The organism is Frigoribacterium sp. AC394, from assembly GCF_979258095.1.
Genome location: NZ_OZ409834.1, coordinates 985,755 through 998,996, shown reverse-complemented (window position 1 = coordinate 998,996; position 13,242 = coordinate 985,755). Strand labels below are relative to the sequence as shown.

The window sequence follows — 13,242 nt, the reverse complement described above, 5'->3', positions numbered from 1 at the left end:
TGACGGCGAGGGACTCACCCACCTCGTCGTCGCCGTCCATCGAGAGAGGGCCTCGTCCGCAGTCGCGGGCGGGGCCTTCTCGCGAGTAGTCCGCTGTCGGTGGCCCCGGCTACTCTGGTCCCGTGGTCACCGCCTTGTATCGCCGTTACCGGCCAGAGAACTTCTCCGAGCTCATCGGGCAGACGCAGGTGACCGATCCTCTGCGCACCGCCCTCCGCACCAACCGCGTCAACCACGCCTATCTCTTCAGCGGTCCCCGCGGGTGCGGCAAGACCACGTCGGCCCGCATCCTCGCCCGCTGCCTCAACTGCGCCGAGGGGCCCACCGACACCCCGTGCGGCGTCTGCCCGTCCTGCGTCGAACTGGCCCGAGACGGTGGCGGTTCGCTCGACGTCATCGAGATCGACGCGGCCAGTCACAACGGCGTCGACGACGCCCGAGACATCCGAGACCGCGCCATCTTCGCGCCGGCTCGCGACCGCTTCAAGATCTTCATCCTCGACGAGGCCCACATGGTCACGCCGCAGGGCTTCAACGCCCTGCTCAAGGTGGTCGAAGAGCCGCCCGAGCACGTCAAGTTCATCTTCGCGACCACCGAGCCCGACAAGGTCATCGGCACGATCAGGTCGCGCACGCATCACTACCCCTTCCGTCTCGTCCCCCCGGCGCAGATGCTCGACTACGTGCAGCAGCTCAGCGCGACCGAGAAGGTCGACGCCGCTCCCGGCGTGCTGCCCCTCGTCGTCCGGGCCGGCGGCGGCTCCGTCCGTGACACCCTGTCGCTGCTCGACCAGCTCATGGCGGGCAGCGAAGACAGCGGCATCGAATACGAACGTGCCGTGGCCCTCCTCGGCTACACGCACGCCTCCCTCCTCGACGAGGTCGTCGAGGCCCTGGGTGCGCATGACGGCGCGGCCGCCTTCGCGGCCGTCGACCGGGTCGTGCAGACCGGGCAAGACCCCCGTCGCTTCGTCGAAGACCTCCTCGAGAGACTGCGCGACCTGATCGTCGTCGGCGCGACGGCCGAAGGGGCCTCCGCCGTGCTCCGCGGCATCACCGCAGACGAGCTCGACCGCCTGCTGCACCAGGCCCGGTCCTTCGGCGCCGCCGAGCTCTCCCGCTCCGCCGACGTCGTCAACCGCGCCCTCACCGACATGATGGGGGCGACGTCGCCGCGTCTGCACCTCGAGCTCATGATCGCCCGGGTGCTCGTCCCCGAGGCCGACGAGACCGAACGCGGGGCACTGGCCCGGGTCGAGCGCCTCGAGCGTCGCGTCGGCGTCGAGGGCGTCGAGGCGTCGGTCGCGGGTGCGCCTCCCACCGCTCGCACGTCATCGTCGGCAGCCGCCCCGCGCACCGAGTCCCGTGCGGTCCAGCCCTCCGCGGCGGCTCGAACGCCGGCACCCGCGGTCGAGTCGACCCCGGTCACCGGGTCGGCACCCGGTGCCGTCGCCGCCACGGCTTCGGCCGCCTGGGGCGCCAAGACCCCGGACCGGAGCCCAGAAGCGCAGCCGGCGCAGGCGGCACAGCCCAGGCAGGCAGAACAGTCGACGCCGTCGGCTCCGGCAGCGCCGACGGCGGCGCACTCGGCAGCGTGGGCCCAGACGCCGCCCGTGGTCGACGGCGTCCCCGCCGACCCCGCCGAACGCGCATCGTCGACGGCCCCGGTCACACTGCAGCAGATGCGCGACAGCTGGCCCGAGATCGTCGAGGTCGTCGAGAAGGCCAAGCGCACCGCGTGGATGGTCGTCGTCACCGCGACGGTGCAGGCCTACGCCGACGACGTCCTCACCCTGACCTTCCCGAGCGCCAGCGACGTCGATAACTTCAAGAAGCCGCAGGGCGCGGGCGAAGGCGTCAGCGAGCACCTCCGACGGGCCATCCAGAGCGTCCTCGGCGTGACCGTCAAGTACATCGCGCGGGTCGAGGGCGCGCCGACGCGCCCAGCCCCCGCACCGGCGCCGACGGAGATCCCGGCGACGGAGACCCCGGCGGCGTCGAACCCCGTGTCGCCGGCCGATGCACCCGTGCCCTCGGCCGCCGAGCCGTCCGCCGCCGAGCCCCCTGCAGACGAACGCGCGGCCACCGAGCCCCCGGTGCCGAGCCGAGCGCCCGTAGAGCAGGCACCCGCGGCCGCACGACCGGCAGCCCGTCAGGCCGCCTCGCCCGTCACCGGGTGGGACGTCGCGGCGATCCCGCAGACGGCGCCGCCCGAACCCGACGAGCCCGAGCACATCACCGAAGAACCCGACGGCGGAGCCCCGCGGATCGACGCCGATCCGGCACCCGTCGCGGCACCACCCGCGACCGCTCGTCCGTCGGATGGTCCGACGTCGTCGTCGGCGTCGAGCAAGGTCTCGACGTCCGGTGCGGGCGCACCGAGCGAACCGTCACGGTCCGGCGCCTCCGCGCCCGAGCGACGGGCGGCTGCCGGCGACCCCCGACGGGGCATCCCCGCCAACTCGAGGTACGGCGAGGCCGTCGTCCGTGAGATCCTCAACGCCCAGTTCATCGAAGAAGAGACGATCGCTCCCCGCGTCACGCCTCAGAGAAGCGAGTAGTCGTGTACGAGGGCATCGTCCAAGAGCTCATCGACGAATTCGGCAGACTGCCGGGCATCGGTCCGAAGTCGGCGCAGCGCATCGCCTTCCACATCCTCCAGAGCGAGAACTTCGACACCACCCGGCTCTCCGAGCTGCTCGTCGACGTCAAGACCAAGGTGCGCTTCTGCGAGATCTGCGGCAACGTCACCGAACAGGAGACCTGCGGCATCTGCCGCGACCCCCGACGCTCGCCCGCCACCATCTGCGTGGTCGAAGAGGCCAAAGACGTCCAGGCGATCGAGAGGACGCGCGAGTTCCGAGGGCTGTACCACGTGCTCGGCGGGGCCATCAGCCCGATCGACGGCATCGGACCAGACGATCTGCGCATCCGGCAGCTCGTCCAGCGTCTCGCCGACGACACCGTCCAGGAGGTCATCATCGCCACCGACCCGAACCTCGAAGGAGAGGCCACCGCCACGTACCTGTCGCGCATGCTCTCGCCGTTCGGTCTCCGGGTGACCCGACTCGCCTCCGGCCTGCCGGTGGGCGGCGACCTCGAGTACGCCGACGAGGTCACCCTCGGCCGGGCCTTCGAAGGGCGCCGGCTCGTCACCGAGTGAGGCCCGATCAGAGTCGTGCGCGACGCGCCCGCACGAAGCTGTACAGACCGAAGGCGATGAGTCCGAACGCCACGCCAGTCAGCACGATCGTCCCGAACGGCAGCTCGGCCAGGGCCTTCAGGGCGCCGTCGAGACCCGACGCCTCGTCAGGATCCGCCTGCACGGCGGCCACCCCGAAGAGGACGCCGACGACGACGAGCGCGATCCCCTTGGCGACGTAGCCCACGACGCCGAGGGCGATCGTGACCCGACCCGACGTGCCCGACGGCACGACGAGGTCCTCCCGGAACTTCTGCCGGATCCCCTTCACGACCATGTACCCGCCGATGCCGACCACGACCAGGGCCAGGACGACGAGCAGCACGACGCCGCCCGGAGTCGCCAGCAGCCGGGCGCTCAGCGACTCCGTCTGATCCGAGCTGTCGCTCGACCCGCCCCGGGCGAACGTGAAGGCCGTGAAGCCGACCGCGAGGTAGGCGACGCCCTTGCCGCCCTCCTTGACCCGAGCGGCCCAGTCCTCCTTCTCCGTCCCCCGGACGAGAGCGGCTTCCAACACCTGGAAGAGACCGAGAGCCCACAGCCCGACGACGATCACCCAGAGCAGGGCCCCGCCCGCCGGGCGCGATGCGAGCTCCCCGAGCGCGCCTCCCTGGTCGGCCTCGCCACCGCCCCCGAAGGCGATCCGCAGGGCGATCACCCCGATGAGGATGTGCAGCACGCCGTTCATGCCGAAGCCGACCCGCGCGAGGGTCTTCAGGGGGCGGCTGTTCTGCACCCTGCTGGTGGTCTGGCGGGCTTCTGCTGAGGCGTCGGGCATGCGTCAACCGTAGGGGAGCGGAGGTCGGCCCGCCCGGTCCGCTCCGACCGCGGGTCGACCGTGCGTCACACGCCCGCGGCACCGAATAGAATCGGCGGACGCAGGCGCGACGTCGATCCGACGCGCCGTTCCCTCTTCTGGAGTCACCGTGAGCTTGATCGTGCAGAAATTCGGCGGGTCGTCCGTCGCCGACGCCGAGAGCATCAAGCGCGTCGCGAAACGCATCGTCGAGACCCGCAAGGCCGGCAACGACGTCGTCGTGGCGGTCAGCGCGATGGGCGACACGACCGACGAGCTGCTCGACCTGGCCAACGAGGTCAGCCCCATCCCCGGGGGGCGCGAACTCGACATGCTGCTCACCGCGGGCGAGCGCATCAGCATGGCGCTGCTCGCCATGGCGATCCGCAGCCTCGGCGTCGAGGCGCGCTCGTACACGGGCAGCCAGGCCGGCATGATCACCGACGCCCAGCACGGCAAGGCCCGCATCGTCGACGTGACCCCGAAGCGGATCCGCGACGCCCTCGACGCCGGCTACGTCGCCATCGTGGCCGGGTTCCAGGGCTTCAACCGCACCACGGGCGACATCACCACCCTCGGCCGCGGCGGGTCCGACACCACCGCGGTGGCGCTGGCCGCCGCGCTCGACGCCGACGTCTGCGAGATCTACACCGACGTCGACGGCATCTTCACGGCCGACCCCCGTGTCGTGCCCAAGGCGCGCAAGCTCGACCGGGTCACGAGCGAGGAGATGCTCGAACTCGCCGCGGCGGGGTCGAAGGTGCTGTACATCCGTGCCGTCGAGTACGCCAGGCGTCACGGCGTCACCCTGCACGTCCGCTCGTCGTTCAACAACAACGAGGGAACCCTGGTCGTCAACCCGAAAGAGGGAGAGAACGTGGAAGAGCCCATCATCAGCGGTGTCGCCGGTGACCTCAGCGAGGGCAAGATCACCGTCGTCGGAGTCCCCGACGTGCCCGGCAAGGCGGCGCAGATCTTCCGCACCGTCGCCAAGACCGGTGCGAACATCGACATGATCGTGCAGAACATCTCGGCCGCCTCGACGAGTCGCACCGACATCTCCTTCACGCTCCCGAAGTCCGAGGGCGCCGTCGTGCTCCAGGCGCTCGAGTCCGAGCGCGCCGAGAGCGGCTTCGAGTCGCTGCAGTACGACGACCAGATCGGCAAGCTCGCCCTCGTCGGCGCCGGCATGCGCACCAACGCCGGTGTCTCGGCGCAGCTGTTCACCGCGCTGTTCGAGGCGGGAATCAACATCGAGATGATCTCGACCAGCGAGATCCGCATCTCGGTGGTCACCCGGGCCGACACCCTCAACGACGCCCTCCGCGTCGTGCACACGGCGTTCGGACTCGACGGCGACGTCGAGGCCGTGGTCCACGCCGGCACCGGTCGCTGACCCGACCCGGAGATCCCCGAGGAGGCGCGGCGCGGCCCGCACCGCGCCTCCTGCCCCGTGAACACCCACCGCACCACCGAGACACCCCAGGAGAAGACGATGGCTGAAGGTCTGCGCGTCGGCGTGGTCGGCGCGACCGGTCAGGTCGGCAAGGTCATGCGACGACTGCTCGACGAGCGCGACTTCCCGCTCGCCGAGATCCGGTTCTTCGCGACGGCGCGCTCCGCCGGCACCACACTGCCGTTCCGCGGTGCCGACATCGTCGTCGAGGACATCGAGACCGCCGACCCGACCGGTCTCGACATCGCCCTCTTCTCGGCCGGCGCCACCGGCTCGCGGGCGCACGCACCGCGTTTCGCCGCGGCCGGCGCCCTGGTCATCGACAACTCGAGCGCCTGGCGGATGGACCCCGAGGTGCCGCTCGTCGTCAGCGAGGTCAACCCGCACGCGATCGGCCAGGCCGTCAAGGGCATCGTCGCGAACCCGAACTGCACCACCATGGCCGCCATGCCCGTCCTCAAGGTGCTCGACACCGAGGCCGGTCTCGAGCGACTCATCGTCAGCACCTACCAGGCGGTCTCGGGCAGTGGGCTCAAGGGCGCCGACGAGCTCCTCGGTCAGGCGCGGGCCGCTCTCGAGCAGGACGCCGCGGGGCTCGTGCACGACGGCTCGGCCGTGACGATGCCCAACCCCGAGGTGTACGTCCGACCGATCGCCTTCGACGTGATCCCCCTCGCGGGCAGCATCGTCGACGACGGTCTCGACGAGACCGACGAGGAGAAGAAGCTGCGCAACGAGAGCCGCAAGATCCTCGAGCGCCCCGACCTGCGAGTCAGCGGCACCTGCGTGCGCGTGCCCGTCCTGACCGGGCACTCGCTCTCGATCAACGCCGAGTTCTCGTCCGCGCTGACCGCCGCCCGCGCGAAGGAGCTGCTCGCCGACGCGCCCGGGGTCGTGCTGACCGACGTGCCGACGCCGCTCGAGGCGGCCGGCACCGATCCGAGCTACGTCGGGCGGATCCGTCAGGACGAGGGTGTGCCCGGCGACCGCGGGCTGGCGCTCTTCATCAGCAACGACAACCTGCGGAAGGGCGCGGCGCTCAACGCGGTTCAGATCGCCGAGATCGTCGCGGCCGAGCGCACCACCTCCGTCCGAGTCTGACCGGGCGGGTCGCTGTCTCGACATCGAGACACCCCGCCCGGGCGCCCGGCTGACCCTCGATGCCCGGGGCCTAGACTGGCGCTCGTGAACGATGCGAAGAAGCCCGTCGACGTAGCCCTCATCGGTGGGGGCGTCATGAGCGCCACCCTCGGCGCCATGATCAAGCAGCTCGAGCCCGACTGGTCCATCCAGATCATCGAGGCCCTCGACGACGTCGCCCTCGAGTCGAGCAATCCCTGGAACAACGCGGGCACCGGGCACTCCGCCCTGTGCGAGCTGAACTACACGCCCGAGCGCGCCGACGGGTCCATCGAGACCAGCAGTGCCGTCAAAGTCAACGAGCAGTTCCAGGTCTCGCGGCAGTTCTGGTCGTTCCTCGTCGCCGAGGGCGCCCTGCCCGAGCCCGAGGCGTTCATCAACTCGAGTCCGCACATGAGCTTCGTCTGGGGCGAGAAGAACGTCGAGTACCTCCGCAAGCGCTTCGAGGCTCTCCGCGACCACCCGCTGTTCCAGGGGCTCGAGTTCAGCACCGATCGCGAGCGCATCGCCGAGTGGGCGCCTCTGCTCGCCTCCGGGCGACCCCTCGGCCAGCCGATCGCGGCGACCCGGATCGCCGCGGGCACGGACGTCGACTTCGGGAGCCTCACGCGCCTCCTCGTCTCCGACCTGCAGTCCTCCGGTGCTCAGCTTCGCCTGGGGCACCGCGTGACCGGTCTGAAACGCCGCGCCGGCGGCGGGTGGACGATCTCGGTCCGCCCGAAGTCGGGTGCCGCGTTCGAGATCGAGGCGGCGTTCGTCTTCGTCGGAGCCGGCGGGGGAGCCCTCAACCTGCTGCAGAAGTCGGGCATCCGCGAGATCGAGGGGTTCGGCGGGTTCCCGGTCAGCGGGGAGTTCCTGCGCACGGACGACCCGGCGATCGTGGCCAGGCATCAGGCGAAGGTCTACGGCAAGGCCGCCGTGGGCTCGCCGCCGATGTCCGTCCCGCACCTCGACACCCGGGTCGTCGACGGGCAGGCCAGCCTCATGTTCGGCCCGTACGCCGGGTTCAGCCCCAAGTTCTTGAAGAGCGGGTCGTGGTTCGATCTCTTCGCCTCGATCCGGCCGCACAATCTCTGCCCGATGATCCGCGCCGGGCTCGCGAACCTCTCGCTCGTGAAGTACCTGGTCGGTCAGCTCGCCGCGAGCAAGAGCACGAAGTTCGAGGCGCTGCGCGAGTTCGTACCCGACGCCGATCCGAAGGACTGGTACCGCATCACCGCCGGTCAGCGCGTCCAGGTCATCAAGAGAGATGCGAAGAAGGGCGGGGTGCTCCAGTTCGGCACCGAGGTCGTCTCGGCGGCCGACGGCTCGATCGCGGGGCTGCTCGGCGCCTCGCCCGGGGCCTCGACGGCCGTGCCCATCATGCTCGACGTCCTGGAACGCTGCTTCCCGTCGCGGATGTCGGCGTGGCAGCCGACGCTCCGTCGCATGGTGCCCACGTACGGCACGCCGCTCGCGACCGACGAGGCGAAGGCGGCGGCGACCCTGGGGGCCACCGCCGAGGCGTTGAACATCCACGCCTGATCGAGCGGGCGGGGTCGGCTTGACTCCTGTTCGAACATGTGTTCGACTGAGCGCATGCGGTGGAGCGGTCAGGGTGTCGACGTCGAGAGAGACGACGCGTCGCCACCGCTCGTGCGACTGTCGTCGGTCGTCCGTTCGGTCACGACGCCCGAGTTCGAGGGCATCACGTTCCACGAGATCCTGGCGAAGAGCGCGCTGAACAGGGTGCCGGGCGGCGATTCGACTCTTCCCTTCGGCTGGACGATCAACCCCTATCGCGGGTGCAGTCACGCGTGCGTCTACTGCTTCGCGCGACCGACGCACGAGTATCTCGATCTCGACGGTGGCGACGACTTCGACCGCCAGATAGTGGTTAAGGTCAACGTCGCCGAGGTGCTCTCCCGAGAGCTGCGGCGGCCGTCGTGGCAGCACGCCCCCGTCGCCCTGGGGACGAACACCGATCCGTATCAGCGGGCCGAGGGTCGATACCGCCTGATGCCCGGCATCATCGCGGCCCTGGCCGAGTCGGGCACGCCGTTCAGCATCCTGACGAAGGGCACGCTCCTGCGTCGCGACCTCCCGTTGCTGGCCGAGGCGGCGCAGCAGGTGCCCGTCGACATCTCGATGTCCATCGCGATCTACGACGACGAGCTCCAGCAGTCCCTCGAACCCGGCACCCCCACGACGGCCGCACGCCTGGCCACCGTCCGTGCCGCACGCGACCTCGGCCTCGAGGTGTCGGTCTTCATGATGCCCGTGCTGCCGCATCTGACCGACGGCGTCGACCATCTGCGCGCAGCGCTGTCGGCGGTCCGCGACTCGGGAGCCACCAGCGTCATGTACAGCGCTCTCCACCTCAAGCCCGGTGTCAAAGAGTGGTTCTTCGCGTGGCTCGGCCGCGAGCATCCCGAGGTGCTCCACCGCTACACCGACCTCTACTCCCGGGGCACCTATGCGCCGACGGGGTACCGCAAGTGGCTGGCCGCACGGTTGCGGCCCCTGCTGGCCGAGTACGGCCTCGAACGCGGGCGCACCGACCCGTCGACCGGGTCGACGCGCTCCCGCGTGCACGACGCGCTGGGCGACCGGGCGGAGGCGATCGCGGGGTCGCGCGCCCTCCTCGCGGCCGAGCTGCCGGGCGGGGCTCGCACCGCGCATCCTCGGCTGTTCTGACATCGACGCCCGGTCGGGGCACAAAACAGGCGTGTTCCGGGCGATACCCGTCGACACCCCTCGATAACGGGGTACAGATAAAGTCCATGTTCAGGCATACTTCATCAGTCAGCCCGTCGACGAGAAGGAGGCCGCATGCTGCTCGGCCTCCCGGCTCACCTGGCTCCGCAGAGCACCGGTCGCGCAGTCGCCCGAGCCTGCTACGTCATGGCCTGCGTCGTGCTCGCCAGCGCGTCGCTCGTGCTCGTCATCAGTCAGGCCACCGGCCCCGGCTACATCCTCTGGCCCGCCCTGGTCGCGATCTGCACCCTCGTCGCCATGAGCGTCGTCCTCCAGCGTCGACGCACGGCGTCGGCCATGGCCGCCTTCCTCGCCATCGGCTCCGCGGCGACGTACTGGTACGCCATCACGATCCTGGCTCAGATACCGGCCGTGCAGACGTCCGACGCCTTCTCGCTCTCGCTGCCCAAGATCGCCCTCATCCTGGTGGCGGGCAGCGGCCGCCAACCGAGGCTCGGTCTCGTCTGGGCCACGATCGCGGTCGTCCTCGGCGAGATGGCGACCCTGGCCGCCACATGGCAGACGGGTGAGACCTCGCAGTTCGACGTCGCGACGGCCCTGACCTACCTGCTGGTCGTCGTCACCGTGGGCTGGGGCGTGATCGCACGAGATCGTGCCCGGCGCGCGCAGCCCAGTCTGCACCGGGCCGCTCTCGACCAGCAGCTGCAGGGCATCCGCCACGACATCGAGCAGCAGGCCGCCGCTCTGCTGCACGACACCGTCCTCAGTCATCTCGCGGCCGTCGCCTCCGCCACTCCCGGGCCGCTCGCTCCGCGGATCACGAAATCGATGTCCGCCGACATCGAGACGCTCGTCGGGCAGGAGTGGCTCGCCGGTCGGGCGTCCGAGGGCATGCCCCAGGACTGGCACCGGAGCGAGCTCGCCCTCGCCGTCGAGTCCGCTCGCGAGGCAGGGCTCGAGATCGGCGTGACCGGCGACGTGACCGCCGTGGCCCGGCTGAGCGCCGATCAGGCGCAGGCTCTCGGGCTCGCCGTCGCGCAGTGCCTGGCGAACGTCGAGAAGCACAGCGGGACGACGCGGGCCGAGGTCGTGGTCTACGGCGTCGCGGACGACGTCTCCGTCATGGTGATCGACGACGGGGTCGGCTTCGACGTCGAGGGCACCGGCGCCGACCGTCTCGGGCTGAAGAACTCCGTGCAGGCGCGGATGGAGCGGGTCGGCGGCGAGGTGCAGATCTGGTCGTCCGTGGGCAGCGGCACGAGCGTCGTCATCCGGGTGCCGATCGGCACGTCCGCCGACACCGGTGCCGTCTCGGGAACCGACGCGCGCGGCCGTGCCGGTGACGGCCCGGGCGATGGCGGCCCGGGCGATGGCGCTCCCGGCGCCGGGCGGACCATCGCCGGAGGGGCGGCGTGAGCCGCCGGGAGCGGACGCCGCAGCAGGTCGACCCGCTCGGTGCGCTCAGCGCCGGTCCGATCACCATCATGGCGGGGCTGGCCGCCGTCCTCTACGCCGTCGTGGTGACGGTCGTCGTCCGTGCCGACGTCGCCTCGTGGCCCGCAGCCGTCGCCGCGCTCGGCGCCCTGGTGGCGGCCTCGACCGTGCTGGTGCTCGGATCCCGGCCCGCGCGTGCGCCGTTCCGGAGACCTCACGTCGTGGTGATGGTCGTCCTGCTCGCGGCGGTGGTCGTGCTCTCGGTCGTCTCGACGGCGGGCCACAACGAGATGGTCCGAGACGACTGGACATCCGTCTCGGTCGGCGTGCTGATCCTCGGTCTTGCGCCGTACCGGCCCGGACGGGAGATCGCGATCGCGGGCCTGATCCTGGCCTCCGTGATCGGCATCGTGGTGGTCGTCGAGAGCCCCTCGTTCGCCGCGGGTCTCACGCCGGCCCTCTACGTCGTCGTGGCGGTGACGCCCGTGCTCGCGCTGACGTCGGCCGGGGCGACGTTCTCGGCCACCTTCGTGACGCTGGTCGACCACTGGGTCGAGCGCGCCTCCTCGTATCGCCGGGCCGGCACCGCCGATCTCCGGGCCGGCATCGCGCGGTCGGTGCAGCAGGACCGCGTGACCATCCTCAACCGCGACGTCGTGCCGTTCTTCACCGGGTTGATCGAGGCCGGCGAGGTGACCGCTGACGACAGCCGGCGCGCTCGTGCCATCGCCGAGACGCTGCGCGGGACGATGGTGGCCGAAGCGGACCGCAGCTGGCTCGAGCAGCCTCCCACGGCCCCGGCGGTCGCAGTGGGGGAGTCGTCGACGACCCCGAGCACCTGGCCGGCGAGATGGCCGACGACCACCGGACCGCCCTCCGAGCCCTCATCGTGGCGTTCGCCGACACCGGTGTCGTCGACGCGTCCGACGTGCGCATCGCGGTGCGAGCCGAGGAGGCGCGGGTCGACATCCGTCTGACCGTCGCCACCCGGGCGCCCGACCTCGCCGTCCGCAACCGGCTCGCCCCCTACTTCGCCGTCGTCCGCGTCGTCTACGACGACCTCGTGGTCGATCTGAGCCCTCCCCTCCTGACACTAAGGTTTTCTTATGACCAGCACTGAGTCGAGCGACCGCTCGTCCCACCGCCCCGGCTACTCGCGATCCGCGGCGGCCCCGTCGTGGAACACCGTCGGCCCCTCGGGCGGCGACCCGTCGACGCGGCGGGTCCGCCTCGCGATCCTCGACGACCACGAGGTGCTGCTCGACAGCCTCTCGAGCTGGATCAACGTCAACGCCTTCGACTTCGACCTGGTGCTCACGGCGCACACCTGGCTGCAGCTGGTACACAGCGACAACTTCCCCACCGATCTCGTCTTCCTCGACTTCCAGCTGAAAGAGCCCGTGTCGATCGAGGCCCGGGTGCGCACCTGCCGTGCCGCGGGTGCGAAGGTCATCGTGCTGTCGAGTCTCGACACCCGCGAGTCTCGCGAGCGCGCGCTCGAGGCAGGGGCCTCGGCGTTCCTGTCGAAGTCGTTGCCAATGCGCGAGGTGATGGACGCCGCTCGGCAGGTCATGGGCGTCGCCCGCGACGCGTCGCCGCAGCGCGACTGGCGGCCGCTGCCCGTCGGGGCCACGAACCAGAGCCGACCCAAGCTCAGCGCCGGCGAGTCCGAGGCGTTCCGCCTCTACGTGTCGGGATTCAGCACGAACGAGGTCGCGCAGCAGATGAACGTGCAGTACGAGACGGCGAAGACCTATCTGCGCCGCGTCCGCGAGAAGTACGCGAAGGCGAACCGACCGGCGAGCAAGAAGTCCGAGCTGATCCGCCGCGCCGCCGAAGACGGCTACCTGCAGTAGTGGCGAAGCTCTACTTCCGCTACGGGGCGATGAACAGCGGCAAGAGCACCGCCCTGCTGCAGGCCGCGTACAACTACGAAGAGCGCGGTCAGCGGGTCGTGCTCGCCAAACCGCGCGTCGACACCAAGGGCGACGATCAGATCGTCTCGCGGCTCGGGGTCAGCCGCACGGCGGACGTCGCGTTCGCGCCCGGCGACGACGTCCTCGACGTCTTCTGCGCCGAGCGGGCGCGGGTGCGCGAGGCGACCGGCAGCGACATCGCCTGTCTGCTGGTCGACGAGGTCCAGTTCCTGGAGCCGGCTCAGGTCGATGACCTGCTCCGCATCGCCATCCTCGAGGGCGTGCCGGTGCTGGCCTACGGCATCCGGACGGACTTCCGCACGACGGCGTTCCCGGGCAGTCGTCGCCTGCTCGAGGTGGCGCACTCGCTCGAAGAGCTGAAGACGATCTGCCGGTGCGGTCGCAAGGCGGTCTTCAACGCCCGGACGATCGACGGGCGTTTCGTCTTCGACGGCGACCAGGTGGCCATCGACGGCCACGAGGTCACCTACGAGTCGCTCTGCGGCGCGTGCTACCTCGCCGAGAGCGGCAACCGCCTCTCCTGACCGGTGCTGAATGAAAACGGCCCCACCCGAGGGTGGAGCCATTTTCGATGTCGCCC

The 13,242-nt window shown here is 70.6% G+C and carries 12 protein-coding genes; 11 read left to right on the top strand and 1 reads right to left on the bottom strand.

What is annotated here, in order from left to right; genetic code table 11:
- The first annotated feature begins 122 nt into the window (after positions 1 to 122).
- Both ACZZY9_RS04525 and recR read left to right on the top strand, forming a co-directional pair.
- Positions 123 to 2,561 (top strand): DNA polymerase III subunit gamma and tau, encoded by a 2,439-nt coding sequence (locus tag ACZZY9_RS04525; protein WP_463463159.1) that lies wholly within the window; start codon positions 123 to 125, stop codon positions 2,559 to 2,561.
- Between the two features lie 2 nt (positions 2,562 to 2,563).
- Positions 2,564 to 3,163, top strand: coding sequence for a recombination mediator RecR (gene recR / locus ACZZY9_RS04520; RefSeq protein ID WP_192058695.1), 600 nt, complete (start codon positions 2,564 to 2,566; stop codon positions 3,161 to 3,163).
- A 7-nt stretch (positions 3,164 to 3,170) separates the two neighbouring features.
- Here the strand turns inward: recR and ACZZY9_RS04515 are convergent, their stop codons facing one another.
- Entirely contained in the window at positions 3,171 to 3,980 is an 810-nt protein-coding gene (locus ACZZY9_RS04515) for a DUF1206 domain-containing protein (protein WP_463463158.1), read from the bottom strand.
- A 148-nt stretch (positions 3,981 to 4,128) separates the two neighbouring features.
- Here ACZZY9_RS04515 and ACZZY9_RS04510 point away from each other — a divergent pair, with 148 nt between their 5' ends.
- The 9 genes from ACZZY9_RS04510 (at position 4,129) to ACZZY9_RS04470 (ending at position 13,186) form a co-directional block, all read left to right on the top strand.
- The gene (locus ACZZY9_RS04510; RefSeq protein ID WP_463463157.1) at positions 4,129 to 5,394 is read left to right on the top strand and encodes an aspartate kinase; all 1,266 of its coding nucleotides are present in this window, start codon (positions 4,129 to 4,131) and stop codon (positions 5,392 to 5,394) included.
- Between the two features lie 99 nt (positions 5,395 to 5,493).
- Entirely contained in the window at positions 5,494 to 6,555 is a 1,062-nt protein-coding gene (locus tag ACZZY9_RS04505) for an aspartate-semialdehyde dehydrogenase (RefSeq protein ID WP_463463156.1), read from the top strand.
- Between the two features lie 84 nt (positions 6,556 to 6,639).
- A complete protein-coding gene (locus ACZZY9_RS04500; protein ID WP_463463155.1) occupies positions 6,640 to 8,118 on the top strand; it encodes a malate:quinone oxidoreductase in 1,479 nt (492 codons plus the stop codon).
- Positions 8,119 to 8,172: 54 nt separating this feature from the next.
- On the top strand, positions 8,173 to 9,270 hold the full coding sequence (locus ACZZY9_RS04495) for an Rv2578c family radical SAM protein (protein ID WP_463464634.1): 1,098 nt from the start codon (positions 8,173 to 8,175) through the stop codon (positions 9,268 to 9,270).
- A 135-nt stretch (positions 9,271 to 9,405) separates the two neighbouring features.
- Positions 9,406 to 10,707 (top strand): sensor histidine kinase, encoded by a 1,302-nt coding sequence (locus tag ACZZY9_RS04490; RefSeq protein ID WP_463463154.1) that lies wholly within the window; start codon positions 9,406 to 9,408, stop codon positions 10,705 to 10,707.
- Positions 10,704 to 11,702: a hypothetical protein gene (locus tag ACZZY9_RS04485; protein ID WP_463463153.1), complete on the top strand. Its 999-nt coding sequence runs from the start codon at positions 10,704 to 10,706 to the stop codon at positions 11,700 to 11,702. Before ACZZY9_RS04490 ends, ACZZY9_RS04485 begins: the two co-directional genes overlap by 4 nt.
- Positions 11,654 to 11,845 (top strand): hypothetical protein, encoded by a 192-nt coding sequence (locus tag ACZZY9_RS04480; protein WP_463463152.1) that lies wholly within the window; start codon positions 11,654 to 11,656, stop codon positions 11,843 to 11,845. Before ACZZY9_RS04485 ends, ACZZY9_RS04480 begins: the two co-directional genes overlap by 49 nt.
- Positions 11,832 to 12,581: a response regulator transcription factor gene (locus ACZZY9_RS04475; protein WP_463463151.1), complete on the top strand. Its 750-nt coding sequence runs from the start codon at positions 11,832 to 11,834 to the stop codon at positions 12,579 to 12,581. Before ACZZY9_RS04480 ends, ACZZY9_RS04475 begins: the two co-directional genes overlap by 14 nt.
- Positions 12,581 to 13,186 carry a thymidine kinase gene (locus ACZZY9_RS04470; protein WP_463463150.1) on the top strand — a complete coding sequence of 202 codons (606 nt, stop codon included), beginning with the start codon at positions 12,581 to 12,583 and terminating at the stop codon, positions 13,184 to 13,186. The genes ACZZY9_RS04475 and ACZZY9_RS04470 overlap by 1 nt, the downstream gene beginning before the upstream one ends.
- Positions 13,187 to 13,242 lie beyond the last annotated feature (56 nt).